The following is a 25,456-nucleotide window of genomic DNA, read 5'->3' on the forward strand; positions in this document are numbered from 1 at the left end:
CTGCCCGCCTCTGCCCATCTGCTCGCATCCGGGCATTTCTTTTTCTGCATTCCATGAACACAAGTGATTTGATCGTCGTCGGCGGCGGCCTGGTCGGCACCGCGCTGGCCTACGGCGCGGCGCGCAACGGCACTCGCGTGACCGTCCTCGACGAGGGCGACGATGCCTTTCGTGCGTCGCGCGGCAACTTCGGACTCGTATGGGTCCAGGGCAAGGGCTTCGGCATGACGCCGTATGCGCGCTGGACGATGAGGTCGGCCGCGCAATGGCCGCAGCTCGCCGAGGCACTGAATACCGACACCGGCATCGACGTGCAGCTGCGCCAGCCCGGCGGCTTTCATTTCTGCTTTTCCGACGAGGAGATGCAGGCACGCGAAGCGCGCATGCGCAGCATCAGCGACGCGCTCGACGGCAACTACTCCTTCGAAATGCTGGACCACGCATCGCTCAAGGCACGGCTGCCCGGCATCGGGCCCGCGGTCGCCGGCGCGAGCTATACGCGGATGGATGGCCACGCCAATCCGCTGAAGCTGCTGCGGGCGCTGCACGCGGCCTGCCGCCATCACGGCGTGCGCTTCGCGCAGGGCAGCCGGGCGATGCGGATCACGCCGCAGGCCGGCGGCTTCGAGATCGAGGCCGGCACGGCCATATGGCACGCGCCGCGCGTGGTGCTCGCGGCCGGCCTCGGCAACCGCGAGCTGGCGCCGCAGGTCGGCCTCTTTGCGCCAGTGCAACCCAACCGGGGCCAGGTGCTGGTCGGCGAACGCGTCGCCCGCTTTCTCGACCATCCGACCACCTACGTGCGCCAGACGGACGAAGGCACGATCCAGCTCGGCGATTCGCTCGAGGACGTCGGCCTCGACGACGGCACGACCGCCGACGTACTGAGCACCATCGCGCGTCGCGGCGTGCGCAGCTTTCCGGTGCTGGAGAGCCTGCGGCTGGTGCGCGCATGGGGCGCGCTGCGGGTGATGACGCCCGACGGCTTTCCGATCTACCAAGCATCGACGCAGTGCCCTGGCGCATTCGTCGTGACCTGTCACAGCGGCGTGACGCTGGCCGCCAACCATGCGTTCTCCATCGCGCCGTGGATCGCCGGCAGCGCCGGGGACGGCGCACCGGCCGGCATCGAATCTTTCAGCGGTGACCGCTTCCTCAACGGCAACGAGACCTTCCAACATGCCCACTAACGTCCGCTTTCGCTCCCTGGTTCCGGCCGATGCTTCGCCGCGCGGCGAGCCGATGGTCAACCTGTTTTTCGATGGCCGTGGCCTGCAGGCTCCGGCCGGTTGCAGCGTGGCCGCGGCCCTGCTCGCCAACGGTGTCTCTACCTTCCGCACCACGCCCGTGAGCGGGGCGCCGCGCGCGCCCTACTGCATGATGGGCGCGTGCTTCGATTGCCTGGTCGATATCGACGGCCAGCCCAACCGGCAGAGCTGCCTCGTCGCGGTGGCCGAAGGCATGCAGGTAAAGACGCAGGCCGGCCTGCGTTCCTTCGACGGCGCTGATGCCGTGATAGCCGAAGAGGCCGCGCATGTCGAATGAACGTTGCGACATCGCCATCGTTGGCGCCGGACCGGCCGGCATGTCGGCCGCCATCGTTGCCGCGCGGCTCGGCGCCAGCGTCGTCGTGCTCGACGAGCAACGCGGTGCGGGCGGGCAGATCTATCGCGCCATCACCGACGCGCCGGCGCGCCGGGTCGACCTGCTCGGGCCGGACTACGCCGCCGGCCGCTCGCTCGCCGATGCCTTCGCTGCAAGCGGCGCCCGGCACCTGACCAACGCCGCCGTCTGGCAGGTGACGCCCGACGGCGCTGTGCATTACCTGCGCGACGGCGCGACCTCAACGCTGCAGGCCGGACGCGTCGTGCTCTGCTCGGGCGCCATGGAGCGTCCGTTCCCGATCCCGGGCTGGACGCTGCCGGGCGTGCTCACCGCTGGCGCTGCGCAAATCCTGCTGAAGAGCGCCGACGTGGTGCCGGCCGAGCCCGTCGTGCTCGCGGGCTGCGGACCGCTGCTCTACCTGCTCGGCTGGCAGTACGTGCGCGCGGGCGTGCCAATTCGCGCGCTGGTCGACACGACGTCGATGGAAGACTACCGCCGCGCGCTCTCGCACCTCGGCGGCGCGCTGGCCGGCTGGCGCTACCTGAAGAAAGGGCTGTCGCTCATGCGTGTGCTGAAGCGCGCCGGTGTGCCCTTCCACACCGGTGCCGAGAACCTCGCAGCGGAAGGCGATGACGGCGTGGAGGCGCTGCGCTTCACGGCCGGCGGCAAGGCGCATCGCATCGAAACCTCGACCCTTCTGTTGCACCACGGCGTGGTGCCGAACACGCAATTCACCTGGTCGCTGCGGGCCAGACACACGTGGGACGATGCACAACTGTGCTGGCGGCCCGAGGCGGATGCCTGGGGTGCACTCGACGTGCCCGGCATCCACGTCGCCGGCGACGGCCTCGGCATCGGTGGTGCGCTGGCGGCGGCGCAGCAGGGCGAGCTTGCGGCGCTCGGCGCGATGCACGGGCTCGGCCGGATCACCACCGCGGAGCGCGACAAGCTTGCCGAGCCGCTTCGCGCGGCGCTGCGCGAGCACCTGCGCATCCGCCCCTTCCTCGATGCGCTGTACCGGCCCAAGAAGGCCAACCGCATTCCGGCAGACGACGTGATCGTGTGCCGCTGCGAGGAAGTCGCTGCCGGCGCCATCCGGCATTTCGTGGCGCTCGGCTGCGACGGACCGAACCAGGCGAAGGCCTTCGGGCGTTGCGGCATGGGCCCGTGCCAGGGGCGCCAGTGCGGCCTGACCGTGACCGAGCTGATCGCGGACGCGCGCGGCGTGACGCCGGCCGAAGTGGGCTACTACCGCATCCGGCCGCCGATCAAGCCGATCTCGCTGGGCGAGCTCGCGGGCGCGGAATGAAGCGATCGGCGGATGTGATCGTCGTTGGCGGCGGCCTGCACGGCCTGTCGAGCGCGTTGCATCTTGCGCAGCGCGGGCTGGCGGTCATCGTGCTCGAAGCCGAGTTCTGTGGCCGCCATGCTTCCGGCGTGAATGCGGGCGGCGTGCGAACGCTCGGGCGCCACGTCGCCGAGATTCCGCTCGCGCTGGCGTCGCGAACAATGTGGCACCGGCTGGCCGAACTCGTCGGCGATGACGCGGGTTTTGCGCCCAGCGGCCAATTGAAGGTTGCCGAGACCGATGAGGAACTGCAGACGCTGCGCGACACCGTTGCGCGTCTGCATTCGCTTGGCTTCGGCCATGAAGAACTCGTCGACGCCAAACAGGTGCGCGAACTCGTGCCCGCCATTGCGCCGCACGTCGTCGGCGGCATCTGGGTGCGCGATGACGGCCATGCCTTGCCGTACCGCGCCGTCACCGCATTCCGGCTGGCATCCCAGCGCGCCGGCGCAGAAGTGCACGAGGAGACGCGCGTCGAACGCATCGACCATCGCGCCGGCCGCTGGCACGTGGCAACCACGCGTGGCAGCTTCGATGCCACCCATCTGGTCAACGCCGCCGGTGCCTGGGCCGGCACGCTGGCCGCGCAGGCCGGTGACCCGGTGCCGGTCGAAGGGGGCGGGCTGATGCTCATGATCACGCACCGTGCACCGCCCTTCGTCACGCCGGTGCTCGGCGCGACCGGCCGGCCGCTGTCCTTCAAGCAGTTCGCGAACGGCACGGTGCTGATCGGCGGTGGGCTGCGCTGCACCGCGGACCTCGACGCGCGGCATGGCATCGTCGACATGCCGAAGCTCGCCCGCAGCGCGCGCACGGTGACCGACTTGTTCCCGCACCTGAAGCCGCTGGGCGTCAACCGCGCCTGGGCCGGCGTCGAGGCCTTCATGCCCGACGGTATTCCCGTGATCGGCCCGAGCCGCGCGGCGCCGAACCTCGTGCATGCCTTCGGCTTTTCTGCGCACGGCTTCGAGCTCGGGCCGATCGGCGGGCAGATCGTTGCCGAGCTCGTGACCGAAGGCCGCAGCACGCTGCCCATCGAAGCCTTTGCCGTCGACCGCTTCGCGCGTCGAGCGGCCGCAACTTTTCAACCACTCCAGCAAGGACAACCATCATGAGCGACATCCAGCGCTACGACTCCAACGCACGCCTTTCCCGCATCGTCGTGCACAACTCGGTGGTCTACGTCGCAGGCGTCACCGCGAACGACCGCAGCGGCGACGCCCAGGCGCAGGCCGCGGACATCCTCGCCAAGATCGACGGCTACCTTGCGAGCGTCGGCACGAACAAGTCGCGCCTGTTGTCGGTGCAGATCTGGCTGCAGGACATCGACCGAGATTTCGCCGGCCTGAACGCCGCCTGGGCAGAGTGGATTCCCGCCGATGCCATGCCCACACGGGCCACCTGCGAGGCCAGGCTGGCAGCGCCCGACCTGCGCGTCGAGATCATCGTGACGGCGGCGCTGTAGGGCGTCGCGTCAGGGCGCTTCGCACTCGTCGATGAAGTTCTCGAGCAGCTTCTTGAGCTGGCTGGTCTTGCGCGGGCCCAGCGCTTCTTCGATGACATCGTGGTGCGCGTCCACGCTTTTCTTCAGGCGCGAGACCGTTTCCAGGCCCAGGTCGCTGATGTAGACCAGCACCCTGCGGCTGTCGGTGGCGTCGGCTGCGCGCTGCACCAGCCCGCGGCTCACCAGCTTGTCGATGTTCTTGGTCAGCGCCGGGTGGTTCAGCAGCACGGTTTCCGCCAGGTCGCCCATGGAACGCCCCTGCTCGTCGGCCAGCACCTGCAGGATGCGCCAGTGCTCTTCCGTCACCTCTTCCGCGGCGATGGATTGGGCCAGGCCGATGCGCATGCGCCGGTTGGCGGAGGCCAGCAGGTAGGCCAGGTACTGGGAAATGTCTTGCTCGGGCATGGGCGGCGGGGCGGTCTGCGTCGGAATCGGATGCGGGTGAGTCTACGCAGAATCGTTTGCCTTGGAAAGTATTGGCGCGATTTTTGCAGCATGCTCAGCCCCAGTCGCCGTCCTTCCATCCTCCGCACCGGTCACTCGTCCCATGCCCGCCCTCTCATCGAACAGGATTGCGGCCCGCGCGCAACGGCCGCGGCCCCTGCTTGCGCGCCAGGAACTCAACATCGCGCTGTGCGTGCCGCTGGGCGGCACGGCCGGCATATGGGCTCCCTCTTCCCTCGCCTGCGCCAAGCTGGCGCAGGCCGAGCTCAACCGCGACGCGGGCATCGGGGGCCGCTCATGCCGGCTGCTGACCGTCAATGCCGCGGGCGATTCGGCCGACATCGAAGCCACGCTGACCGAACTGGTGCAGGCCGGCGACATCGACGCCATCATCGGCATGCACACCAGCGCCGTGCGCCACCGCATCCTGCGCGCCGTGGGGGGGCAGATCCCGATCGTCTATACGCCGCTGTACGAAGGCGGGGAATCCACGCCAGGTGTCTTCGCGATCGGCGAGACCGCCGCACGCCAGCTGCAGCCGGCGATCGGCTGGCTGGGCCGCCACAAGCACCCGCGGCGCTGGTTCGCGGTCGGCAACGACTACATCTGGCCGCACGTCTCGCACCGGATGGCGCGCGGCTACATCGCGCAAGCCGGCGGCGAGCTGGTCGGCGAGACGTACGTTCCCTTCGGAACCACGGATTTCTCGCAGGTGCTCGACGCGCTCCACAAGGGCAGCGTCGACGCCGTCCTGCTCTCGCTCATCGGACAGGATGCCATCGAGTTCAACCGGGCCTTCGGCCGCACGAGCCTGTCGCGCGCCATGCTGCGGCTGTCCTGCGCCATCGGGGAGAACGAACTCCTGGGCATCGGCGCCGACAACGCGGAAGACCTCTACATGGCCTGCGGCTACTTCGCCACGCTCGACACGGAGGCCAACCTGGCCTTCAAGGAGCGCTACCACGCGCATTTCGGCGAGCGCGCGCCGACCCTCAACACCTTCGGCCAGTCGACCTACGAGGGCATGCATTTCCTGGGCGCGCTGTTCGCCGGAAGCAGGCAGCCCATGGCCTGCCTGGAACACCTGGGCGGCACGCCGATCCACTACCGCAGCGCGCGGGAAGCCGACTACCAGGGCGGTGGAGTGAACCGCACGCCGATCTATCTGGCCCGGGCCGAAGGCAATGCGTTTCGCGTCATCACGCGACTTTGAGTGAGCTGAGAACGGGTCTGTTTTATTTTCCAAGGAAAATAAAATCCTTGACTTGGAAAATATCGGCACACAGAATAAAGCCGTGACGAGCCTGTAGGCGCCCGCTGCTTCGCACGGTGCGGCAAGGCCGACGCAACGCTGATCCGGCCGCCTCTTCGGGGCTGCCGGCGCCCACTCAACGAAGAACGCGGAGTCCGCTCATGGCCATCAAGCGCCCCACCCTCGACCAGCTGCAGGACGTTGCCCTGGGCCTGGGCATCCATCTGTCCGAAGCGCAGGCCAGCAGCTACAACGCGCTGCTGCAGGCCAACTTCGATGCCTACGATGCGGTCGACGCGATGCCCGACTACCTGCCTGTCGTGAGCTATGCGCGCACGCCCGGCTACCGTCCCCTGGGCGAAGAAAACAAGTACGGCGCCTGGTACGTCAAGACCACGATCAAGGGCAAGGCCGAGGGCAAGCTCGCCGGCAAGACCGTGGTGCTCAAGGACAACGTCTGCCTCGCCGGCGTGCCGATGATGAACGGCGCCTCCACGCTCGAAGGCTATGTGCCGAACGTCGACGCCACCGTCGTCACCCGGCTGCTCGATGCCGGCGCCACGGTGGTGGGCAAGTCGGTCTGCGAATACTTCTGCTTCTCGGGCGGCTCGCACACCAGTGCCTCCGGGCCGGTCCACAACCCGCACCGCATGGGCTACTCGGCCGGAGGCTCCTCGTCGGGCAGCGCAGCGCTGGTGGCCGCGGGCGAGGTCGACCTCGCGATCGGCGGCGACCAGGGTGGCTCCATCCGCATGCCGGCGTCCTACTGCGGCATCTACGGCATGAAGGCCACCCACGGCCTGGTGCCCTACACCGGCGTGATGCCGATCGAACTCACCATCGACCACACCGGCCCGATGACGGCCAACGTGACCGACAACGCGCTGATGCTCGAAGTGCTGGCCGGCCCCGACGGACTCGACCCCCGCCAGCATGCAGGCCAGGCCGCCAAGCCCTACAGCGAGCTCATGAAGGACGGCGTGCGCGGCCTGCGCATCGGCATCGTCAAGGAAGGCTTCGGCTGGCCCCAGTCGGACCCCGCCGTCGGTGCCAAGGTGCGCAAGGCGGCCGAGGTGTTCACCCGGCTGGGCGCGATCGTCAGCGAGGTGTCGGTCCCCATGCACTCGGTCGGCCCGGCGATCTGGCTGCCGATTGCCGCCGAGGGCGCCACCCAGCAGATGATGAAAGACAACGGCCACGGCTTCAACTGGAAGGGGCTCTACGTCACCAGCATGGTCGACTTCCACGCCGGCTGGAAGCACCGCGCCGACGAGCTCTCCGAAACGCTCAAGCTCACCATGGTGCTGGGCGAGTATTTCATCAAGCACTACCGCGGCCACTACTACGCCAAGGCGCAGAACCTGGCCCGCCAGCTGACCGCGGCCTACGACAGCGCCCTGTCCGATGTCGATCTGCTGCTGATGCCCACGCTGCCGATCACGGCCACGCCGCTGCCGGCGCCAGGCGCCAGCATCGAGGAGGTGGTCACGCGCGCCTTCGAGGTGCTGCCCAACACCTGCCCCTTCGACGTCACCGGCCATCCCTCGATGAGCGTGCCCTGCGGGCTGATCGACGGCCTGCCGGTCGGGATGATGCTCACCGGCCGCTGCTACGACGAGGCCACCATCTACCGCGCCGCCTATGCCTTCGAGCAGGCCGGCGACTGGAAAGCCATCTGACGCTTTCGCCCGCTTTCTTCTGTTCCTGCCCTTCCCGACAACACAGTGGCGGCTGCGCCCGCCGAGCAACGAGGAGTTAGTTCCATGGATCGTCGTTCCTTCATCCAGTCTTCGGCCGCTGCCCTGGCGGGCACCGCGGTGCCGCTGTTTCCGATGGCAGCCATGGCCGCCGACGAGATCGTCGTCGGCAGCATCGTCGACATGTCGGGCGGGCTGGACATCTACGGCAAGCCGATGGCCGACTGCATGACGCTCGCGGTCGAGGAGCAGAACGCCGCCGGCGGCCTGCTGGGCAAGAAGATCAGGCTGGCCACCTACGACCCGCAGTCGAACATGCAGCTCTATGCGCAATTCGCGCAGCAGTCGGCGCTGAAGGACAAGTCGACGGTCGTGATGGGCGGCATCACCTCGGCCTCGCGCGAGGTGATCCGGCCGGTGCTCACGCGCAACAAGACGCTGTACTTCTACAACACGCAGTACGAAGGAGGCGTGTGCGACCGCAACACCTTCTGCACCGGCGTCACGCCCGGCCAGACCGTCGCCAAGCTCATTCCCTACGCGATGAAGAAGTGGGGCAAGAAGGTCTACGTGGTGGCGGCCGACTACAACTACGGCCAGATCACGTCGCAATGGGTCAAGAAGTTCGTGCAGGAGAACGGCGGCTCGGTCGCCTCCATCGACTTCTTCCCGCTCGACGTGACCAACTTCGGCCCGACCATCTCGAAGATCGAGGCGGCCAAGCCCGACATGATCGTCTCGGCGCTGGTCGGCGGCGCGCACATCTCCTTCTACCGCCAGTGGGCAGCCGCGGGCCTGACGAAGAAGATCCCGCTCGCGTCCACCACTTTCGCGGGCGGCAATGAGCACATCGTGCTGTCGCAGGCCGAGGCCGACGGCTTTCTCATCTCCTACAACTACTTCCAGAACCTCGACACGCCGCAGAACAAGGCCTTCAAGGAGCGCTTCTACAAGCGCTTCGGCGCCGACTATCCCAACATCACCGAACTCGCGATGGGTACCTACCAGGGCTTCAAGCTCTGGGCCGAGGGCGTGAAGAAGGCCGGTTCACTGGACCGCGAGAAGATGATCGCCGCCCTGGAGACCGGCATCAGCATCGACGGCCCGAGCGGCAAGGTCTCGCTCGACCCGGCAACCCACCACTGCGTGCTGAACGTGAGCATCGCGGAGGTGCGCAACAAGCAGCTCAACATCGTCGAGACCTTCCAGCAGCAGCCCCCGGTGGACACCAGCGCGGTCTGCAACCTCGTGAAGAACCCGAAGGACAACCAGCAGTACGTGATCAAGGTCTGAAGGCAAGGCACCGGCATGGATCTCGCACTCGTCGTTCTCATCCAGGTGCTCTACGCGGTGGCGAGCCTGGTCATCGTCTCGGCCGGGCTGGCCGTCATCTTCGGGATGATGAAGGTCATCAACCTCGCGCACGGCGAGTTCATGATGCTCGGTGCCTATGCCGTCATCGCGGCGCTCAAGATCGGCATCAACCTGTGGATCGCGATGTTCATCGTCGCGCCGATCGCGGTGGGCCTGGTCGGCGTGGTGCTGGAGCGGCTGGTCATCCGCCGCCTCTACGGCCGCATGGTCGACACCATGCTGGCCACCTGGGGGCTGTCGCTGCTGCTGGTGGGCATCGTCACCTCGGTGGCGGGCAACACCACGGCCGGCGTCTCGGCGCCGCTGGGCAGCTTCTCCGTCGGCGCCTATTCGGTCAGCGGATACACGCTGGTGATCATCGCGGTTGCCGTGGCGCTGTCACTCGCGATCCGCTTCGTGCTCACGCGCACGCAGCTTGGCCTGATCGCACGCGGCACCATGCAGAAGCCCGACATGGCGAACGCACTCGGCATCAGCCCGAGCCGCGTGTACTCGGTCACCTTCGCGGTGGGTGCCGCGCTCTCCGGCCTGGCCGGCGGGCTGCTCGCGCCGCTGACGGGCGTGGTGCCGACCATGGGCGCCGCCTTCGTGGCCAAGGCCTTCATCACCGTGATCGGCGGCGGGCCGGCCATCCTGGCAGGCCTGATCGGCGCATCGGCGCTGTTCGGCGCCATCAACCAGCTCGCGACCTTCGTGACCACGCCGGTGCTGGGCGAGGTGGCGCTGCTCGTGGCCGCGATCGTGATGCTGCGGCTGCTGCCGCAAGGCATCACCGGGCGTTTCTTCAAGGGGTCCCTGTGAATCGTTTTGCCAAGTCCTGGGCCAGCGCGGCGATCAGCCTGGCCGTTGGCGTCGCGCTGCTCTTCGGCCTGCCCGGCGTGATGGACGACTACACGCTGATCGAAGTCACGATCTACGCCGTCATGTCGATCCTCGGCGTGAGCCTGGCCTTCATCTGGGGCTTCGGCGGCATCCTGTGCTTCGGGCAGGCAGCCTTCTTCGGGCTCGGCTCGTACACCTACGCGATCGCGATGATGAACATGGGCGACAGCACCGTGCCCTTCCTGCTCGCGATCGTGGTCCCCGCGCTGTTCGCCGCGCTGCTGGGCTACGTGATCTTCTACGGCCGGCTGTCGGACGTGTACATGGGCGTCATCACCCTCACCGTCACGCTGATCCTGTTCAACCTGATCAACTCGACCGCCGGGCCGGAGTGGCGCATCGGCAGCGCGCCGCTGGGCGGCTTCAACGGCATCCCGGCGATACCGACGCTCAACTGGCCCGGGCAGCAGGACGAGGTGCTCACGCCGAAGGACCTGTTCTACGTCACCTTCAGCTGCCTGCTGCTGGTCTATCTGGGGCTGCGCGTGCTGATCAGCTCGAAGATCGGCCGCGTGATCGTCGCGGCCAAGGAGAACGAGCAGCGCGTGCTGCTGCTGGGCTACGACGCGCGCGCCTACAAGCTCTTCAGCTTCACGCTGGGCGGCGCCATCGCGGGCCTGGCGGGCTGCCTGTTCGCGAACTGGGGCGCGTTCACGAGCCCCACCATCTTCGGCCTCGGGCAGTCGGCGCAGATCATCATCTGGGTCATCGTCGGCGGCCTGGGCACGCTGGTCGGGCCGATCGTCGGCTGCATCGCGATCCAGTGGCTCACCTCGCAGATCGGTACGCAGCAGACCTTCAATTCCAACCTGGTGCTCGGCGGCATCCTGGTGGTCTTCGTGCTGCTGGTGCCGCGCGGCATCGTGCCGACCCTCGGCGACCTGATCGACATGGCGTGGCGGCGCCTGCGCAAGACGCCGGCCCATGCCCCGAAGGTGGCCTCGCCCGCGGCAGTCCCCAAGGCCCCGGTCGAAGCGCCGCACGCGCTGGCCGCAACGGAGACGGCCCCATGACGACACCCCTGATCGAGACCCGCAACCTCAACGTGCGCTTCGGCGGCGTGCACGCCACGCGCGACGTGAACTTCACGCTGGCCGAAGCCGAGCTGCGCTGCGTGATCGGCCCGAACGGCGCCGGCAAGAGCACCTTCTTCAAGCTGCTGACCGGCCAGGTCAAGCCGACCTCGGGCCAGATCCTGTTCCGCGGTCAGGACATCTCGAAGATGCAGCCGCACGACCCGGGCCGCCTGGGCATCGGCATCAAGACCCAGGTGCCGAGCCTCTTCAACGGGCTGAGCGTGTGGGAGAACGTGTGGCTCTCGGCGCGGCGCCTGAACAGCACCGCGCAGGCCGACCGCATCACGCGCGAGACGCTCGAACGCGTGGGCATGCATGCCTACCGCGACGTCACGGCCGGGCTGCTGGCGCACGGCATGCGGCAGTGGGTCGAGATCGGCGTGGTGATCGCGGCCGATCCGCCGCTGATCCTGCTCGACGAACCAGCCGCCGGCATGAGCGACGCCGAAGTGGCGCGCACGGCCGAACTCATCCTGGAAATCAACCGCCAGCATGCGCTGGTGGTGGTGGAACACGACATGAACTTCATCCGCATGATCGCCAGGAAGGTCACCGTGCTGCACCAGGGCGCCGTGATCAAGGAGGACACGCCGGACCGCATCATGAGCGACCCGCTGATCCAGCAGATCTACCTCGGCAAGAAGCCGCACTGAACCCGAAGGCGCACCACAACATGCTGGACGTATCGGGTCTTCACGCAGGCTACGGGGCCATCCCCGTGCTGCACGACATCTCGCTGAAGATCGCACAAGGCGAATCGGTCGGCATCCTCGGCCACAACGGCATGGGCAAGACCACCATGCTGCGCACGCTGATCGGCGCGCTGCGTGCCACATCGGGCACCGTGCGCTTCGGCGATGCCGACGTCACGCGCCTTGCGCCGCATGCGCGAGCCCGCCTGGGCATGGCCTACGTGCCGCAGGGGCGCGAGATCTTTCCGACGCTGAGCGCGATGGACAACCTGCGCATGGGCCTGGTGAAGACCGGCGAGCGCACGCTGCACACCATCGAGGCGCTGCTGGAGGACTTTCCGCGCCTCAAGCCGCTGCTCGAACGGCCCGGCGGTTCGCTCTCGGGCGGCGAGCAGCAGTTGCTGGCACTGGCCCGCGCACTGGCCGGAAAGCCCACGCTGCTGCTGCTCGACGAGCCCACCGAAGGCATCCAGCCTTCGATCATCGAGGAGATCGCCGAAACGCTGGCGGCGCTGCGCGACCGCATGAAGCTCACGATCGTGCTGGTGGAGCAGAACCTCGAATTCATCGCCGCCGTGTCGCAGCGAGTGCTCGTCATCAAGCGCGGCCAGATCGGCGGGGAGATCCCGCGCGAGCACCTCGGCGATTTCGAAATCATGAGTCAATACACAGGAGTCCATGGATGAGCAACGAACTGCATTACCTCGAGCTGGTGGACATCGGCCAGCGCATCCAGCGCAAGGAGCTCTCGCCGGTCGAGGTCACGCAAGCGCAGCTCGACCGCATCGGCAAGGTCGACGGCGCGCTGAAAAGCTATGCGATCGTGACGGCCGAACAGGCGCTGGCCGAAGCGCGCCGCGCCGAGGCCGAGATCGCAAAGGGCCAGGTCCGCGGGCCGCTGCATGGCGTGCCCATCGCGGTAAAGGATCTGTGCTGGACCGAGGGCGTGGCCACCGCCGCCGGCATGACGCTCTACCGGGACTTCGTGCCCACCGAGGACGGCACGGCCGTACGCAAGCTGCGCGAGGCCGGCGCCGTGATCCTCGGCAAGCTGCAGCTCACCGAGAGCGCATATGCCGACCACCACCCCACAGTCACGCCGCCGGTCAATCCGTGGAATGCGGCGCACTGGTCGGGTGCGTCATCGAGCGGCTCGGGCGTCGCGACCGCGGCGGGGGCTTTGCTATGGCTCGCTGGGCACCGACACGGGAGGCTCGATCCGCTTCCCCAGCGCCGCCAACGGGCTCACCGGCCTCAAGCCGACCTGGGGCCGCGTGAGCCGCTACGGTGCCTTCGAGCTGGCCGCGACACTCGACCACATCGGCCCGATGACGCGCAGCGCCGCCGATGCGGGCGCGATGCTCGGCGCCATCGCGGGCGCCGACCCCAAGGACCCGACCGCGAGCCTGGCGGCCGTGCCCAACTACCTGGCGGGCATGCAGGGGGGCCTGCGCGGCTTGCGCGTGGGCATCGATGCGCGCTGGAATGGCGAGGGCGTCGATGCGCAGACCTTGAAGGTGATGGAAGGCGCGCTCGCGGCTGTGCGCGAGCTGGGCGCCGAGGTGCGCGAAGTTGCCTTCCCCGACCCGGCGCAGGTCATCGCCGACTGGTTTCCGCTCTGCGGCATCGAGGCGGCCGTGGTGCACGAGTCGACCTACCCCGCACGCAAGGACATGTACGGCCCGGCCCTGTCCGGCCTGCTCGACCTCGGCCGCGCGCAGAGCGGCATGGACTACCAGAAGATCGTGCTGAACCGCCATGCCTTCAGCGGCCGGGTGCGGGCGATGTTCGAGGGCATCGACCTGCTGCTAGTGCCGGCCCACGGCGTGGCGTCGCCCACGCTCGCGCGCATGGCCACCTTCGGCGAGGACGCCGCGCTGATGTCCGCCATGCTGCGCTACACATGCCCCTTCGACATGAGCGGCAGCCCCACGATCACGCTGCCGGGCGGCTTCACCGAGGCCGGCACGCCGGTTGCCTTCCAGTTCGTCGCCCGCCATTTCGAGGAAGAACTGCTGGTGCGCGCGGGCTGGGCCTTTCAGCAGGCGACCGACTGGCACCAGCGGCATCCGGCGCTTTGAAGGCGTACGACACGATCATCGTGGGCGCCGGCACAGCAGGCTGCGTGCTGGCGAACCGGCTGTCGGCCGATCCGGCCCGCAAGGTGCTGCTGCTCGAGGCGGGCAGGGCCGCGCCCCGCGCCTCCAGCATTCCGGCGCTGTGGTCGTCGATGTTGAACACCGAGGTGGACTGGAGCTTTCATACCGAGCCGCAGCCGGGTTGCAAGGGAAGGCGCCTGTACTGGCCCAGAGGCAGGATGGTCGGTGGATCGGGCGCCCTGAACGCGATGATCTACATGCGCGGCGTGCCCTCCGACTACGACCGCTGGGCAGCGGCCGGATGCGCCGGATGGAGCTGGAAAGAGGTACTGCCGTTCTTCAAGCGGTCCGAGCAGAACCTTCGGCTTGGCGCTTCGCCCCTGCACGGCAGCGAAGGGGAGCTGGTCGTCTCCGACATCGCGCACGTCGACGCGGTGGAGCGCCTCTGGCTGCAGGCCGCGCAGGCAGCCGGCTTGCCGGCGAACGAAGATTTCAATGGCCCGCGCCAGGAAGGCGTCGGGCTGTTCCAGGCCACGGTGAAGGACGGCGCGCGCTTCGGCACCGGCAGTGCGTTCCTGGCGCCCGCGCTGGCGCGTCCCAACCTGTCCCTGCACACCGGCGTGACGCTCCTGCGCCTGATCTTCGACGGTACGCGGGCGACCGGCGTGGAGTTTCTTCACAACGGGATTCCCGGACGCATCACCGCCTCTTCCGAGGTGGTGCTCTGTGCAGGCGCCGTGGGCTCGCCTCACCTGCTGCTGAACTCGGGCATCGGTGCGGCCGACGAGCTTTCCCGCGTCGGCATACGCCCGTTGATCGACCTGCCCGGCGTCGGCAAGAACCTGCAGGACCACGTCAACGCTTCCATCACCTGTGCCACGCACGAGCGGTTCGGCATTGCACAGGCTGCGGACGAGGAAGCGGCGCTCCACATGAAGCTGTGGGAGCAAGACCGCAGCGGACCGCTCGCCTCGAACTGGTCTTCATGCGGGGGCTTCGCGCGCGTCGGGCCCGGCACCGGCGACCCCGACCTTCAGCTCTATTGCATCCCCAGCGCCAACCGCGACCACAACCGCCATCTCTCGGCAGGCCCGGGCATCACGCTTTTCTCGGTCCTGCAGCGACCGCAGAGCCATGGCGAGCTGCGCCTGCGTTCCGCCGATCCGCTCGAGGCGCCGGCCATCGACCCTCGGTACTTCAGCGACGCGCAGGGTAGCGACCTGCAGCTTCTGGTGGAAGGCATCCGCCTGAACCGAGAGATCTTGCGCCAGGCGCCCATCGCCGAACACCTCGGCAATGAGATTTCAGCCAGTGCGGGCGCAGTCACCGATGCGCATCTGCGCGATTTCGTTCGCGGCCACGCATCCACCCTGTATCACCCGACCAGCACCTGCAAGATGGGCATCGACGACCTGGCAGTCGTGGACCCGACGTTGAAGGTTCATGGCATCGAAGGCCTCTATGTGGCCGATGCCTCGGTGTTCCCTTGCATGGTTTCGGGCAACACGAATGCACCGACGGTGATGGTGGCGGAGCGTGCGGCGCACTTCATCGCCCCCTGAGCCGCCCGTTACCGGCTCAAGGCGATAAGGCTCCACACGATCGCCACGAGCTGGGCGAGGTTGATCAGGATTGCGGTGATGTGGGTCCTGCGGAATCCCGGGATCGCATCCATGTAGTTGGACTGGATCTGCGCCCCGAGCGCGTCCATCTTGGGAATGACCTTCTTGCGCAGCGCGACGGCAATCAACGCCAGCGCCGCAGCACCCACCGCGAGCCCCGGGCGACCCGCAAATGCAAAGCTGACGGCCGTTGCAGCCGCGGTAACGAATGCGGCGCGGTAGTAGATGTTGAAGAAGCCACGCACAAAGCGGGCGTCGAGCGGCGTGTCGTGCTTCAGCACCAGGAGCGGGATGGAACCCATGATGAAGTAAGCCGTCGTGACGAGAAGTGCCACCGTGAAGAACAGGGCGGCAAACATGGCAGCAGACATCTTGGTTTTCCTCCACGCCATGGGGCTTGGGACGACCGGCACATTATGGGCATTGGCCCGCTGCCGTCCACTGGTGGCTGCCCTGCCCCGGGGTCATCGGCTATCGTCCTGTTCATGTCGCTCGCGCAACCCTCACTCACCGGCCCCCGCCTTCTGCTGCGCCCGCTGCTCGATTCCGACGCGGCGGCGCTCGTCGAGGCAGCCTCTGACGGCGAACTCTGGAGCCTGCCGTTCACCGTCGTGCCCTCGGCCGAAACCGTCGATGCCTACATCGGCAACGCCCTCGCCGGCCGGGACGCCGGCACCGTGATGCCCTTCGCCACCGTGCTGCGCGAGACCGGCAAGGTCATCGGCTCCACGCGCTTCTGGAAGATCGACCGCATCAACCGCAAGCTGGAAATCGGCAGCACCTGGATCGCGGCCTCATGGCAGAAGACCTTCGTCAACACCGAGGCCAAGCTGCTGATGCTGCGCTACGCTTTCGAAGAACTGCAATGCGTGCGCGTACAGCTCACCACCGACGAGATCAATGCCAAGTCGCGCGCGGCCATTCTTAGGCTCGGTGCGAAGCAGGAAGGCGTCGTGCGCAACGAACGGATCATGCCGGACGGCCGCAAGCGCAATTCGGTGCGCTTCAGCATCATCGACGACGAGTGGCCGGCGGTAAAACAGCAACTGGAAGCGCGAATCCGTGCATGAATGTCGCGCATGAACCAAATGGAGAGTGCCCATGTGCCGCAGCATCAAGACCCTCTACAACTTCGAGCCGCCGGCCACCGAGCAGGAGATCCGCGCCGCCGCGCTGCAGTTCGTGCGCAAGCTCAGCGGCTTCAGCGTGCCGTCCAGGGCCAACGAGGAAGCCTTCGAACGCGCTGTCGATGAGGTGGCCGCCACCGCGGCGCGGCTTATCGACTCGCTGGTCACCACGGCCGAGCCGCGCGATCGGGCCATCGAGGCCGAGCGCGCCAAGGCCCGCGCCGCCGTGCGCTTCGGCAGCAGCACCGCCGGATAACCTGCTGCCAGCGTCGCGGCATCGCCTTTGATATGGTGCTCTCCAGCACCACCATGCGAATTCCGAGCGTATGAAAAAGACCTACACGGGCGGCTGCCATTGCGGCGCCGTTCGATTCGAAGCCGATATCGACCTGAGCCTGGGCACCCTGCGCTGCAACTGCTCGATCTGCACCAAGACCCGCTTCTGGCCCGCCATCGTTGCGACCGATGCCTTCCGGCTGATCGAAGGCGAATCCGAACTCAGCGAGCAGATGCTCGACACCCGCAACAGCCACTACATCGTCTGCAGGCATTGCAGCGTGCGCTCCTTCGGCGTGGGCCATTCCCCCGAGACCGGCGCGAGCGCCTATGGCGTGAACGTGACCTGCCTGGACGACATGGACCTCGACGACCTCGCCAACTCGCCGATAAGCTACGTGGACGGACACCGCGGCACCTGGCACGTCGCGCGCACAGCCATCGGAATCTGACGAAGAGAACCGCTTCCCGCACAAACCACCATCTGGAGATATACACATGCCCATCGAACTCTGGCTCGCCTTCGTCGCGGCCTCCGCCGTCATGCTGATCATTCCGGGGCCGACCATCCTCACGGTGATCAGCTATTCCATGTCGCACGGCCGCCGCGCCAACGTGCCGCTGGTGGCGGCCGTGGCGCTCGGCGACTCGACGGCGCTGGTGGTGTCGCTGCTGGGGCTGGGTGCGCTGCTGGCCACCTCGGCCTTCTGGTTCACGGTAGTCAAGTGCGTGGGCGGGCTGTACCTGCTGTACCTCGGCATCAAGTTGCTGCGCGCGGGCATCTCGTCCACCGAGGTGGCCGCACCGGCCGCGCCCGCCTCGCGGCTGCGGCTGTTCGCCAACACCTACCTGGTGACGGCGCTGAACCCGAAGGGCATCGTGTTCTTCGTGGCCTTCCTGCCGCAGTTCATCAGCCCGGCGGCCGACGTGACGCGCCAGCTCTGGGTGCTGGCCGTCACCTTCGTGGTGCTGGCGGCGACCAACGCGACGCTCTATGCAGTGTTCGCTGGCTCGGCGCGCAAGCTGCTGTCGTCGCCACGCGCGCAGCGGCGCTTCAACTTCGCGGGTGGCTCGCTGCTGAGTGCGGCGGGCATCTGGGCACTGATGGCGCGCCGGCCGGTGTAGCCGACCCGCACAGCTCCATGAAAAAGGCCGCGAAGCGCCATGCTTCGCGGCCTTTTCTTTCGTTGCCGCTCAGTTGCGGTACGGGTTGTTCGGATTGCGGTCGTAGCGGTTGGGAACGCCGTCGTTGTCACGGTCCCTGTCATAGCGGTTCGGCACGCCGTCGCGATCGCGATCGCCGTAGTGCTGGCCGCGCGGCGGCGGCGGACGGTCGTAGGGTGCGACCACACAGCCGGCCAGGATGGCCGATGCGGCCAGCAGGATCGCCAATGTCTTCGTCATGTGAGTTCTCCTTGGAGTGTTTGTGAAACCGGGGTTCGCCTCCTGCGAGCCGGTACTGCATTGAAGGCCACGCCGGTACGCGTTGGGTTTCTCGATTGAGGCCCTTGCGTGAAGTTCGTTACCGGATGTGGAACCTGAAGAGAACTCTGAGCCGGAGTTCCAGCTCCGGCAAGGCGGCGGGCCGCCCGTCCCCGAGTAGGCGAGGTTCCCGTGGTGCATCGCCGAGAATGTCGTGGCCTCACGCCTTTCGGACACGAATCTTTTCGATGCAGCTCGCGCCCCTCATTCCCGCCCGCAAGACCCTCGCCGCTGCCTTGCTGGCCGTGGCTTGCGCGCACCCTGCCTGGGCTCTCGTCAGCTTCGAGGAAGTGAAGCGCGATTTCCGCTCGTCCGACACCGCGGTGCTCGACCGCAACGGCGAGCTGCTGCAGCGCGTGCGCACCGACCCCACCGTGCGGCGCGGCCAGTGGACCGCGCTGGCCGATGTGTCGCCAGCGCTGCGCACGGCCATGGTGCTGAGCGAGGACAAGCGCTTCTACGAGCACAGCGGCATCGACTGGCGCGCAGTTTCGGCGGCCGCCTGGGGCAACTTGTGGAACACGCGCACGCGCGGCGCCTCGACCATCACGATGCAGCTGTCGGGCCTGCTCGACGAAGACCTGCGCCGCAACTCGGGCGGGCGCAGCTTCACGCAGAAGATCGGGCAGACGGTGGCGGCCGCGCAGCTGGAGCGCAACTGGCGCAAGGACCAGATTCTGGAGGCGTACCTCAACACCGTGCCGTTCCGCGGCGAGATCGTAGGCATCGACGCGCTCTCGCGTACGCTGTTCGGCAAGGCGCCGAGCGGGCTCGATGCGCGCGAGGCGGCCGTTGCGTCGGCGCTGGTGCGCGCGCCGAATGCCAAGCCCGCCGTGGTGGCGCAGCGCGCCTGCGAGGTGCTGCGCGCGATGGAGCCGCAGCAGAAGACCGACTGCGAGGCGCTCGACATGTTCACCAGCGCGGCGGTGCAGCGAAAGGCCTTCGAGGCGAACGAAGGGATTGCGCCGCATGCGGCGCGGCGTGTGCTGCGGGAACTGAGGGACGCGAATGCGGGGGCAGCCCCCGCCCCGCCCCTCGCCCAGCGGCCGAAGGAGAAAGGCAGGGAAGTCGGCGTGCGAACCACGCTGCGCGCACCGCTGCAGCGCTTTGCGCTCGACTCCCTGCAGCGCCACCTGCGCGAATTGCGCGAGCGCCATGTGGAAGACGGTTCGCTCGTCGTGCTCGACAACGCAACGGGCGAAGTGCTCGCCTGGGTCGGCTCCTCCGGTCCGCTGAGCCAGGCGGCCGAGGTCGATGGCGTCACCGCCTTGCGCCAGCCTGGCTCCACGCTCAAGCCCCTGCTCTATGGCCAGGCGATTGCCGAGCGGCGCATTACCGCGGCCTCGCTGATCGAGGATTCTTCGGCGCAGATCAGCACCGCCAGCGGCCTCTACATTCCGCAGAACTACGACCGCCGCTTCAAGGGCCCGGTATCGGCGCGCACCGCGCTGGCAGCGTCGCTCAACGTGCCGGCGGTGCGCACGCTGGTGATGGTGTCGCCCGAGGCCTTCGCGCGCGAGCTGCGTGCAGCCGGCCTGCCGCTGCGCGAGAGCGGCGACTACTACGGCTACAGCCTCGCGCTGGGCAGCGCCGAGGTATCGCTGCTGTCGCTCACCAATGCCTACCGCATGCTGGCCAACGGCGGGCGCTACGGCACGACGACGCTGACCGCGCGGCCACCTGTGCCTGCGGACAAGACGAAGGCAGGCGCCCCGCCGCTGCTCGACCCGCGCGCCGCCTTCATCGTCGGCGACATCCTCTCCGACCCGAACGCGCGCACGCGCACCTTCGGCCTCGACAGCATCCTCTCCACCCGCTTCTGGACGGCCGTGAAGACCGGCACCAGCAAGGACATGCGCGACAACTGGGCCGTGGGCTGGTCGCAGCGCTACACGGTGGGCGTGTGGGTCGGCAACGCCAGCGGCGAATCGATGTGGGACGTGAGCGGCACCAGCGGCGCCGCGCCGGTGTGGGCCGAGGTGATGCGCTTCCTGCACGCACGCGAGCCGAGCCGCGCACCCGCGCCGCCGCCGGGCCTCGTCGAAACGCGCGTGAGCTTCGGCCCCGGCGCCGACGGCAACCCGCTCGAAGCGGCGCGCAGCGAATGGTTCCTGCAGGGCACCGAGCAGCCGCTGTTCGCGCTCGACACCGGCATGGCGGCCGACACCGTCTCGGCGCGCATCACCGCGCCGACCGACGGCACCATCATCGCGCTCGACCCCGACATTCCGCCCCAGCGCCAGCGCGTGCGCTTCGACTCGGAAGGCCGCGGCGTGCAGTGGCGCGTCGACGGCAAGCCCTTTGCGCGCGGCAACAGCGTGCAGTGGTTTCCCTGGCCCGGGCGCCACGTGATCGAGCTGGTGGACGCCAGCGGCAAGGTGGTCGACCAGCGCCGGCTCGAAGTGCGCGGCGCGGGCGTGGTGACGAAAAGCGCGCGCCGGTAATTGGCCCGGTTGCCGTCCGGGCCAATCAGCGGATGTACAGTCCGGGCTTTGGACGGCAAAATTCGTCCAATCATTGAATGACTAGGCCCACCTGATGCTTGCCCAAGCCCCTCGCACATCTCTGGCGGACACCGCTGCCGACAGCATCCGCGCCGAAATCTCCGCCGGCCGCTGGGCCGTCGGCTCCCGCATACCCATCGAGCCGCAGCTCGCACAACTGCTGGGCGTGAGCCGCGGCACGGTGCGCGAGGCGGTCAAGACGCTGGTGTCGCGCGGGCTGCTCGAAGTGCGCCAGGGCTCGGGCACTTACGTTCGCTCGGGTTTCGACCCGTCTTCCAGCCTGCAGAAGATGCGCCTGGCCAGCCTGCGCGACCAGTTCGAAGTGCGCCGCGCACTCGAAGTGGAGGCCGCGCGGCTCGCGGCGGTGCGCCACACGGCGCGCGACCTGCGCCGCCTGCACACCCTGCTCGACAAGCGCGGCACCTTCGACGCCAGCGACAACGGCGCGGGCTTCATCGAACGCGACCTCGCCTTTCACCTCGCCATCGTCGACGTGTCGGGCAATCTCGCGCTGGCCGAAACCTGCCGCTTCATCACGGGCTACATCAAGGAAACCATCGCGAGCTCGCTGGGCAGCAGCAACCTGCCCGAGCCCGACGAAGCCGCGCACCGCGCCATCGTCGAAGGCATTGCCAGCCGCGACCCCGACGTGGCCGCCGCGGCGGTGCGCACCTTCATGGCGCCGATGATCAACGCGCTGGCGCTGGGCTCGTGATGAGTTCGGCCACCTTCGCGCCGGGCAACGGCGCCACTACGCGCCACGCAAGCAACGACCTGCTGATCGACGCCGAAGCCGACAGCCTGCCCATGCCGCGGCCCACACCCGCGCCAACACTCGCCCGCCGAATCCTGCTCGGCGCGAGCGTGGTGCTGATCGCCTTCAACCTGCGCCCGGTGTTCGCCAGCCTCTCGGTGGTGCTGCCGGAAATCATCAAGGCCACCGGGCTCTCGTCCACCGCCGCGAGCCTGCTGACCACGTTGCCGATCGTCTGCCTCGGCGTGTTCGCGCCGCTCGCGCCCGGCCTGGGCCGGCGCTTCGGCACAGAGCGCACGCTGCTCGCGTGCATGGTGCTGATCCTGGTCGGCACGGTGCTGCGCGGCACCGGCAACATTCCGCTGCTGTTCCTGGCCTCGGCCATCGCGGGCAGCGGCATCGCGGTGTCGAACGTGCTGCTGTCAGGCCTGGTGAAGCGCGACTTCGCGGCGCAGGCGGCGCTGATGATGGGCCTGTACACCATGGCCGTGTGCGGCGGCGCGGCCAGCGCCGCCGGCCTCACAGTGCCCATCGAGCACGCGCTGGGCGGCGGCTGGACCATGGCGCTCGCTATGTGGGCGCTGCCGGCCGCGCTGGTCACGCTGATCTGGGCGCCGCAGGCGCTGCCGCTGAAGCCGGTAGCGAGCGAATCGGGCTTCACGGTGCGCGGCCTGTGGCGCGACAGGCTGGCGTGGCAGGTCACCTTCTTCATGGGGCTCCAATCAGCCCTTGCCTACATCGTGATGGGCTGGCTCGCGCCGATATTGCGCGAGCGCGGCCTCGGCAGCGAAACAGCCGGCTACGTGGTGTCGCTGTCGGTCATGACGCAGGTGGTCACCTGCCTCGTGGTGCCGGCGCTGGCGGTGAAGCTGCGCAACCAGCGCGGGCTGGCCGTGGTGCTGGCGATGCTCACGGTGGGCGCCATGCTGGCGATGCTGTTCGCGCCGCTCGGTGGGGTATGGGCCTGGGCCGTGCTGCTGGGCATTGCGCAGGGCGGCACCTTCGCGCTGGCGCTCACGATGATCGTGCTGCGCTCGCCCGACTCGCACGTGGCCGCGCACCTCTCGGGCATGGCGCAGGGCGTGGGCTACATGGTGGCGGCCTTCGGTCCGCTGGTGGCCGGGCTGCTGCACGGCTGGACGGGGAGCTTTCGCGCCTCGTCGTGGCTCTTCATCGGGCTGGGCATCGCGCTCGTCGTCGCGGGGCTGGGCGCCGGCCGCACGATGCACGTGGGCACGACGACCGTGCCGCGGCACTGAGCAAGTCTGCTTCCTTACTGCGGCCCGCCGCAGAAATCCGCGCGTTCGGTGGTCTTCGCGGTGAAGCGGATGCGTGTGCTGCTCGCTGAGCTTTTCGGCTCGTTCTGCGGCCACTCGCTCTGCAGCCAGGTGTATTGCCACTCATACGACGCACCCGGCTTCGCGGCTTCGCCGTAGGCGATGCGCAGGCTGCCGTTGCTTTCGTCGTGGCAGTGCTTCGAGGTCTTGTATTCCTTCTCGCTGAAGCAGGCGCGGATCATCTTGAAGCACGAGAACGGAATGCCTTCTTGCACGGCCTTGCCGCCTTCGAGCGGGATGAAGTCGGCCGTGTCGAACGAGGCGCCGCCGCCGGAGTACCCCTCGAACACGGTCTGCAGCACGGCCACGGCCCACTTGCCTTCAGCCAGCGGATAGAGCGCGGGCGCAAGCGACAGGTGCGTGTCGGGCCGGTCGGCGTCCTTCTTCAGGCCCTGCGCGTAGTCCGAGAAGTCATGGAGGCGATCGAGCTGCCAGCTCTTCGCATCGATGCCTCGCTTGATGCGCGCCATGACCAACGGCTCGCCAGAGAGCACCACATAGTCATTGGGCGAAGCGCCGCGCGGGCGGTACAGGCCGAGCTCCTGCACGTCGCAGGGCTGCGGCAGCAAGCCGCAGAGGTGCGCTCGCCATTGCGCATCGAGCGACTCGGGCTTCTTCACGGCATCGAACACCTGCGCGGACGGCGCGGCGAGCACGGGAGCGGCGAACGGCAGGGAGAGCAGCAGCGGCAACAGCTTTTTCATGGAGCCGAATGGTAGCCACGGCCTGGGCGTTGCGCGAGGGTAGCTTGCTAAAGTCGGCTCCGACCATGAATCTTTCTTCTCCTCCCCTCCTCCGGATCGATGCGCTGCGCTTCGCGTACCCCGACCAGCCTGCGCTGGTGTCGAACTGGAGCGCATCCATCGGCCCGGGCGTCACGCTGCTTTATGGCGACACGGGCACCGGCAAATCGGCGCTGCTCCAGGTGATTGCAGGCACGCTGCCCGCCACCGGGCGGCTGACGGTGGCGGGGGTGAGCCTCGATGCCGCGCCCGAGGCGTATCGCCGCCAGGTGTTCTTCGTCGATCCGGTGACCGACCGCTTCGACCAGCTCACCGCACGCGAATGCACGGCCTCGCTCGTCGAGGGCGACGCGGGCTTCAGCGACGCGAAGTGGCAGGCCATTGCCGACGGCTTTGCGCTCGCCCCGCATCTGGACAAGAAGATGTTCATGCTCTCGACCGGTTCGAAGCGCAAGGTGTGGATGGCGGCCGGGCTTGCATCGGGCCGCCCGCTCATCCTGCTCGACGAGCCGACGGCCGGGCTCGATGCACCATCGACCCGCTGCCTGTGGGCCACGCTCACCGGCTTTGCGGACCAGTCGAAGCAGGCGGTCATCGCGGCCAGCGCGGCGCGCATCGACACGGTGCCGCTCGCGGCCACCATCGAGCTGCCGCTCGGCTGAAGCGTCTCTTCAGGCCGCGTCGAAGTTCGTGCTGCGGCTCACGGCCTCCCAGGCCTCCATGTCCTTGAGCAGCGCCTGCGCATGCGCGCGCACCGCATCGACCGAATCGTCGCCCAGTTGCAGGCGCAGCGGTGTGTGTTCGGCGTCCAGCGCCTTCTCGATGGCCACCGCCGCCTTGCGCGGATCGCCGGCCTGCGTGTTGTGCATGGTGTGCGCGAACTCGCGCGTGGCGCCCACCACCGGCTGGTAGGCCTCGATCACCGGCATGTGGCGCATGCCGCTGCCCGCGAGCTGCGTGCGGAACTGGCCCGGCTCAACGATCAGCACCTTGATGCCGAAGGGCGCCACTTCCTGCGCCAGCGCTTCCGAGGCGCCTTCCAGCGCGAACTTGGAGGCCGAGTACGCGCTGAAGCCCGAGAACGACAACTGCCCGCCCAGGCTGGAGATGTTGACGATGGCGCCCGACTTCTGCGCACGCAGCACCGGCAGCGCGGCGCGGGTGACGGCCATGGCGCCGAAGAAGTTGGTGTTCATCAGGGCGCGCAGCTCGGCGTCGGGAGTTTCTTCTAGCGCGCCGACCACGCCGTAGCCGGCGTTGTTGATGAGCACGTCGATACGGCCGAAGCGCGCGACCGCGGCTTGAACGGCGGCTTCGGCTGCGCCGGCCACATCCACGTCGAGCGGCGTGGCCAGCACGCGGTCGGGCGCCAGCGCCACGAGATCGGCGAGGCGGCCGGCGTCGCGGGCGGTGGCGACCACGTTGTGGCCCTGCGCCAGCGCGTGTTCGGCAAAGGCGTGGCCGAAGCCGGAAGCAGCGCCGGTGATGAACCAGGTCTTGCGGGTTTCGGGAGTGTTGGCGGTGATGGGCATGAGGGTGGCTCCTTCGGTATTTGCGGGTTGTTGGAGAGGCATGGCGTGACTGTTCCAGCAATCGCATTCATCGACTAGACGGTTCAAATCGAATGCACCTTGCGAT

26 protein-coding genes and 1 pseudogene are annotated in these 25,456 nt (G+C 68.1%); 22 read left to right on the forward strand and 5 right to left on the reverse strand.

Features of this window, described 5'->3' with window-relative positions; all coding sequences use genetic code 11:
• Positions 1 to 53: 53 nt before the first annotated feature.
• From ACZYSP_RS10435 to ACZYSP_RS10455, 5 genes are read left to right on the forward strand one after another with little or no spacing between them, the layout of a single operon-like run.
• On the forward strand, positions 54 to 1,190 hold the full coding sequence (locus tag ACZYSP_RS10435) for an NAD(P)/FAD-dependent oxidoreductase (RefSeq protein WP_093075648.1): 1,137 nt from the start codon (positions 54 to 56) through the stop codon (positions 1,188 to 1,190).
• Positions 1,180 to 1,545 (forward strand): (2Fe-2S)-binding protein, encoded by a 366-nt coding sequence (locus ACZYSP_RS10440; RefSeq protein ID WP_093075650.1) that lies wholly within the window; start codon positions 1,180 to 1,182, stop codon positions 1,543 to 1,545. The genes ACZYSP_RS10435 and ACZYSP_RS10440 overlap by 11 nt, the downstream gene beginning before the upstream one ends.
• Complete coding sequence (locus ACZYSP_RS10445) at positions 1,535 to 2,914, forward strand: NAD(P)/FAD-dependent oxidoreductase (RefSeq protein WP_093075651.1); 1,380 nt, start codon at positions 1,535 to 1,537, stop codon at positions 2,912 to 2,914. Before ACZYSP_RS10440 ends, ACZYSP_RS10445 begins: the two co-directional genes overlap by 11 nt.
• Positions 2,911 to 4,068, forward strand: coding sequence for an NAD(P)/FAD-dependent oxidoreductase (locus ACZYSP_RS10450; RefSeq protein WP_093049242.1), 1,158 nt, complete (start codon positions 2,911 to 2,913; stop codon positions 4,066 to 4,068). Before ACZYSP_RS10445 ends, ACZYSP_RS10450 begins: the two co-directional genes overlap by 4 nt.
• Positions 4,065 to 4,418, forward strand: coding sequence for a RidA family protein (locus tag ACZYSP_RS10455; RefSeq protein ID WP_093049240.1), 354 nt, complete (start codon positions 4,065 to 4,067; stop codon positions 4,416 to 4,418). The genes ACZYSP_RS10450 and ACZYSP_RS10455 overlap by 4 nt, the downstream gene beginning before the upstream one ends.
• A 9-nt stretch (positions 4,419 to 4,427) precedes the next feature.
• Here the strand turns inward: ACZYSP_RS10455 and ACZYSP_RS10460 are convergent, their stop codons facing one another.
• Complete coding sequence (locus ACZYSP_RS10460) at positions 4,428 to 4,862, reverse strand: MarR family winged helix-turn-helix transcriptional regulator (RefSeq protein WP_093049237.1); 435 nt, start codon at positions 4,860 to 4,862, stop codon at positions 4,428 to 4,430.
• A 142-nt stretch (positions 4,863 to 5,004) separates the two neighbouring features.
• Between ACZYSP_RS10460 and ACZYSP_RS10465 the strand changes: the two genes are divergently transcribed.
• From ACZYSP_RS10465 to ACZYSP_RS10505, 9 genes and pseudogenes are all read left to right on the forward strand, one after another.
• A complete protein-coding gene (locus ACZYSP_RS10465; RefSeq protein WP_093049234.1) occupies positions 5,005 to 6,114 on the forward strand; it encodes a substrate-binding domain-containing protein in 1,110 nt (369 codons plus the stop codon).
• 200 nt (positions 6,115 to 6,314) lie between these two features.
• Positions 6,315 to 7,832, forward strand: a complete 1,518-nt coding sequence (locus ACZYSP_RS10470; RefSeq protein ID WP_093075653.1) for an amidase — start codon at positions 6,315 to 6,317, stop codon at positions 7,830 to 7,832.
• An 84-nt stretch (positions 7,833 to 7,916) separates the two neighbouring features.
• Positions 7,917 to 9,143, forward strand: a complete 1,227-nt coding sequence (locus ACZYSP_RS10475) for an urea ABC transporter substrate-binding protein (RefSeq protein WP_093049228.1) — start codon at positions 7,917 to 7,919, stop codon at positions 9,141 to 9,143.
• Positions 9,144 to 9,158: 15 nt separating this feature from the next.
• On the forward strand, positions 9,159 to 10,025 hold the full coding sequence (locus ACZYSP_RS10480) for an ABC transporter permease subunit (protein WP_093075656.1): 867 nt from the start codon (positions 9,159 to 9,161) through the stop codon (positions 10,023 to 10,025).
• Positions 10,022 to 11,119 carry a branched-chain amino acid ABC transporter permease gene (locus ACZYSP_RS10485; protein ID WP_256216699.1) on the forward strand — a complete coding sequence of 366 codons (1,098 nt, stop codon included), beginning with the start codon at positions 10,022 to 10,024 and terminating at the stop codon, positions 11,117 to 11,119. Before ACZYSP_RS10480 ends, ACZYSP_RS10485 begins: the two co-directional genes overlap by 4 nt.
• Positions 11,116 to 11,835 carry an ATP-binding cassette domain-containing protein gene (locus tag ACZYSP_RS10490; RefSeq protein WP_093049222.1) on the forward strand — a complete coding sequence of 240 codons (720 nt, stop codon included), beginning with the start codon at positions 11,116 to 11,118 and terminating at the stop codon, positions 11,833 to 11,835. The genes ACZYSP_RS10485 and ACZYSP_RS10490 overlap by 4 nt, the downstream gene beginning before the upstream one ends.
• Positions 11,836 to 11,855: 20 nt before the next feature.
• Positions 11,856 to 12,560, forward strand: coding sequence for an ABC transporter ATP-binding protein (locus ACZYSP_RS10495; protein WP_093049219.1), 705 nt, complete (start codon positions 11,856 to 11,858; stop codon positions 12,558 to 12,560).
• Positions 12,557 to 13,955: pseudogene (locus ACZYSP_RS10500) on the forward strand (amidase). The gene ACZYSP_RS10495 and the pseudogene ACZYSP_RS10500 overlap by 4 nt, the downstream one beginning before the upstream one ends.
• Complete coding sequence (locus ACZYSP_RS10505; RefSeq protein ID WP_093075659.1) at positions 13,952 to 15,535, forward strand: GMC family oxidoreductase; 1,584 nt, start codon at positions 13,952 to 13,954, stop codon at positions 15,533 to 15,535. The pseudogene ACZYSP_RS10500 and the gene ACZYSP_RS10505 overlap by 4 nt, the downstream one beginning before the upstream one ends.
• An 8-nt stretch (positions 15,536 to 15,543) precedes the next feature.
• Here ACZYSP_RS10505 and ACZYSP_RS10510 read toward each other — a convergent pair whose 3' ends face one another.
• Positions 15,544 to 15,954, reverse strand: coding sequence for a hypothetical protein (locus ACZYSP_RS10510; protein WP_256330673.1), 411 nt, complete (start codon positions 15,952 to 15,954; stop codon positions 15,544 to 15,546).
• A gap of 126 nt (positions 15,955 to 16,080) precedes the next feature.
• Here ACZYSP_RS10510 and ACZYSP_RS10515 point away from each other — a divergent pair, with 126 nt between their 5' ends.
• The 4 genes from ACZYSP_RS10515 (at position 16,081) to ACZYSP_RS10530 (ending at position 18,123) form a co-directional block, all read left to right on the forward strand.
• Positions 16,081 to 16,665: a GNAT family N-acetyltransferase gene (locus ACZYSP_RS10515; protein WP_093075660.1), complete on the forward strand. Its 585-nt coding sequence runs from the start codon at positions 16,081 to 16,083 to the stop codon at positions 16,663 to 16,665.
• Positions 16,666 to 16,696: 31 nt separating this feature from the next.
• Complete coding sequence (locus tag ACZYSP_RS10520; protein WP_093050367.1) at positions 16,697 to 16,978, forward strand: DUF2277 domain-containing protein; 282 nt, start codon at positions 16,697 to 16,699, stop codon at positions 16,976 to 16,978.
• 70 nt (positions 16,979 to 17,048) lie between these two features.
• Positions 17,049 to 17,450, forward strand: coding sequence for a GFA family protein (locus tag ACZYSP_RS10525; RefSeq protein WP_093075662.1), 402 nt, complete (start codon positions 17,049 to 17,051; stop codon positions 17,448 to 17,450).
• 46 nt (positions 17,451 to 17,496) lie between these two features.
• Positions 17,497 to 18,123, forward strand: coding sequence for a LysE family translocator (locus ACZYSP_RS10530; protein WP_093050364.1), 627 nt, complete (start codon positions 17,497 to 17,499; stop codon positions 18,121 to 18,123).
• 69 nt (positions 18,124 to 18,192) lie between these two features.
• Here ACZYSP_RS10530 and ACZYSP_RS10535 read toward each other — a convergent pair whose 3' ends face one another.
• Complete coding sequence (locus tag ACZYSP_RS10535; protein WP_093049198.1) at positions 18,193 to 18,402, reverse strand: thrombospondin type 3 repeat-containing protein; 210 nt, start codon at positions 18,400 to 18,402, stop codon at positions 18,193 to 18,195.
• Between the two features lie 266 nt (positions 18,403 to 18,668).
• On the opposite strand from ACZYSP_RS10535, the gene pbpC reads away from it, so the two are divergent.
• The 3 genes from pbpC to ACZYSP_RS10550 all read left to right on the forward strand — a co-directional run bounded on the left by pbpC (position 18,669) and on the right by ACZYSP_RS10550 (position 22,997).
• Complete coding sequence (gene pbpC / locus ACZYSP_RS10540) at positions 18,669 to 20,924, forward strand: penicillin-binding protein 1C (protein WP_093075663.1); 2,256 nt, start codon at positions 18,669 to 18,671, stop codon at positions 20,922 to 20,924.
• Between the two features lie 94 nt (positions 20,925 to 21,018).
• Complete coding sequence (locus ACZYSP_RS10545) at positions 21,019 to 21,699, forward strand: FadR/GntR family transcriptional regulator (RefSeq protein WP_093049192.1); 681 nt, start codon at positions 21,019 to 21,021, stop codon at positions 21,697 to 21,699.
• Positions 21,699 to 22,997 carry a CynX/NimT family MFS transporter gene (locus ACZYSP_RS10550; RefSeq protein ID WP_093049190.1) on the forward strand — a complete coding sequence of 433 codons (1,299 nt, stop codon included), beginning with the start codon at positions 21,699 to 21,701 and terminating at the stop codon, positions 22,995 to 22,997. The genes ACZYSP_RS10545 and ACZYSP_RS10550 overlap by 1 nt, the downstream gene beginning before the upstream one ends.
• 14 nt (positions 22,998 to 23,011) lie before the next feature.
• Here the strand turns inward: ACZYSP_RS10550 and ACZYSP_RS10555 are convergent, their stop codons facing one another.
• Positions 23,012 to 23,779: a hypothetical protein gene (locus ACZYSP_RS10555; RefSeq protein ID WP_093075665.1), complete on the reverse strand. Its 768-nt coding sequence runs from the start codon at positions 23,777 to 23,779 to the stop codon at positions 23,012 to 23,014.
• A gap of 65 nt (positions 23,780 to 23,844) precedes the next feature.
• Here ACZYSP_RS10555 and ACZYSP_RS10560 point away from each other — a divergent pair, with 65 nt between their 5' ends.
• Complete coding sequence (locus ACZYSP_RS10560) at positions 23,845 to 24,480, forward strand: ABC transporter ATP-binding protein (RefSeq protein WP_093075666.1); 636 nt, start codon at positions 23,845 to 23,847, stop codon at positions 24,478 to 24,480.
• Between the two features lie 9 nt (positions 24,481 to 24,489).
• Here ACZYSP_RS10560 and ACZYSP_RS10565 read toward each other — a convergent pair whose 3' ends face one another.
• Entirely contained in the window at positions 24,490 to 25,350 is an 861-nt protein-coding gene (locus ACZYSP_RS10565) for an oxidoreductase (RefSeq protein ID WP_093075668.1), read from the reverse strand.
• Positions 25,351 to 25,456 lie beyond the last annotated feature (106 nt).

The sequence above is a fragment of the Variovorax sp. F042 genome, assembly GCF_057814215.1.

Excerpts from the sequence above, each read along its gene's own strand:
- ACZYSP_RS10450 (WP_093049242.1), top strand. The coding sequence starts at position 2,911 with ATGAAGCGATCGGCGGATGTGATCGTCGTTGGCGGCGGCCTGCACGGC.
- ACZYSP_RS10470 (WP_093075653.1), top strand. The coding sequence starts at position 6,315 with ATGGCCATCAAGCGCCCCACCCTCGACCAGCTGCAGGACGTTGCCCTG.
- ACZYSP_RS10475 (WP_093049228.1), top strand. The coding sequence starts at position 7,917 with ATGGATCGTCGTTCCTTCATCCAGTCTTCGGCCGCTGCCCTGGCGGGC.
- ACZYSP_RS10560 (WP_093075666.1), top strand. The coding sequence starts at position 23,845 with ATGAATCTTTCTTCTCCTCCCCTCCTCCGGATCGATGCGCTGCGCTTC.
- ACZYSP_RS10525 (WP_093075662.1), top strand. The coding sequence starts at position 17,049 with ATGAAAAAGACCTACACGGGCGGCTGCCATTGCGGCGCCGTTCGATTC.
- ACZYSP_RS10480 (WP_093075656.1), top strand. The coding sequence starts at position 9,159 with ATGGATCTCGCACTCGTCGTTCTCATCCAGGTGCTCTACGCGGTGGCG.
- ACZYSP_RS10565 (WP_093075668.1), bottom strand. The coding sequence starts at position 25,350 with ATGCCCATCACCGCCAACACTCCCGAAACCCGCAAGACCTGGTTCATC.
- ACZYSP_RS10550 (WP_093049190.1), top strand. The coding sequence starts at position 21,699 with ATGAGTTCGGCCACCTTCGCGCCGGGCAACGGCGCCACTACGCGCCAC.
- ACZYSP_RS10455 (WP_093049240.1), top strand. The coding sequence starts at position 4,065 with ATGAGCGACATCCAGCGCTACGACTCCAACGCACGCCTTTCCCGCATC.
- ACZYSP_RS10545 (WP_093049192.1), top strand. The coding sequence starts at position 21,019 with ATGCTTGCCCAAGCCCCTCGCACATCTCTGGCGGACACCGCTGCCGAC.
- ACZYSP_RS10445 (WP_093075651.1), top strand. The coding sequence starts at position 1,535 with ATGTCGAATGAACGTTGCGACATCGCCATCGTTGGCGCCGGACCGGCC.
- ACZYSP_RS10495 (WP_093049219.1), top strand. The coding sequence starts at position 11,856 with ATGCTGGACGTATCGGGTCTTCACGCAGGCTACGGGGCCATCCCCGTG.
- ACZYSP_RS10460 (WP_093049237.1), bottom strand. The coding sequence starts at position 4,862 with ATGCCCGAGCAAGACATTTCCCAGTACCTGGCCTACCTGCTGGCCTCC.
- ACZYSP_RS10435 (WP_093075648.1), top strand. The coding sequence starts at position 54 with ATGAACACAAGTGATTTGATCGTCGTCGGCGGCGGCCTGGTCGGCACC.
- ACZYSP_RS10520 (WP_093050367.1), top strand. The coding sequence starts at position 16,697 with ATGTGCCGCAGCATCAAGACCCTCTACAACTTCGAGCCGCCGGCCACC.
- ACZYSP_RS10465 (WP_093049234.1), top strand. The coding sequence starts at position 5,005 with ATGCCCGCCCTCTCATCGAACAGGATTGCGGCCCGCGCGCAACGGCCG.
- ACZYSP_RS10555 (WP_093075665.1), bottom strand. The coding sequence starts at position 23,779 with ATGAAAAAGCTGTTGCCGCTGCTGCTCTCCCTGCCGTTCGCCGCTCCC.
- ACZYSP_RS10490 (WP_093049222.1), top strand. The coding sequence starts at position 11,116 with ATGACGACACCCCTGATCGAGACCCGCAACCTCAACGTGCGCTTCGGC.
- ACZYSP_RS10535 (WP_093049198.1), bottom strand. The coding sequence starts at position 18,402 with ATGACGAAGACATTGGCGATCCTGCTGGCCGCATCGGCCATCCTGGCC.
- ACZYSP_RS10530 (WP_093050364.1), top strand. The coding sequence starts at position 17,497 with ATGCCCATCGAACTCTGGCTCGCCTTCGTCGCGGCCTCCGCCGTCATG.
- ACZYSP_RS10510 (WP_256330673.1), bottom strand. The coding sequence starts at position 15,954 with ATGTTTGCCGCCCTGTTCTTCACGGTGGCACTTCTCGTCACGACGGCT.
- pbpC (WP_093075663.1), top strand. The coding sequence starts at position 18,669 with ATGCAGCTCGCGCCCCTCATTCCCGCCCGCAAGACCCTCGCCGCTGCC.
- ACZYSP_RS10440 (WP_093075650.1), top strand. The coding sequence starts at position 1,180 with ATGCCCACTAACGTCCGCTTTCGCTCCCTGGTTCCGGCCGATGCTTCG.
- ACZYSP_RS10515 (WP_093075660.1), top strand. The coding sequence starts at position 16,081 with ATGTCGCTCGCGCAACCCTCACTCACCGGCCCCCGCCTTCTGCTGCGC.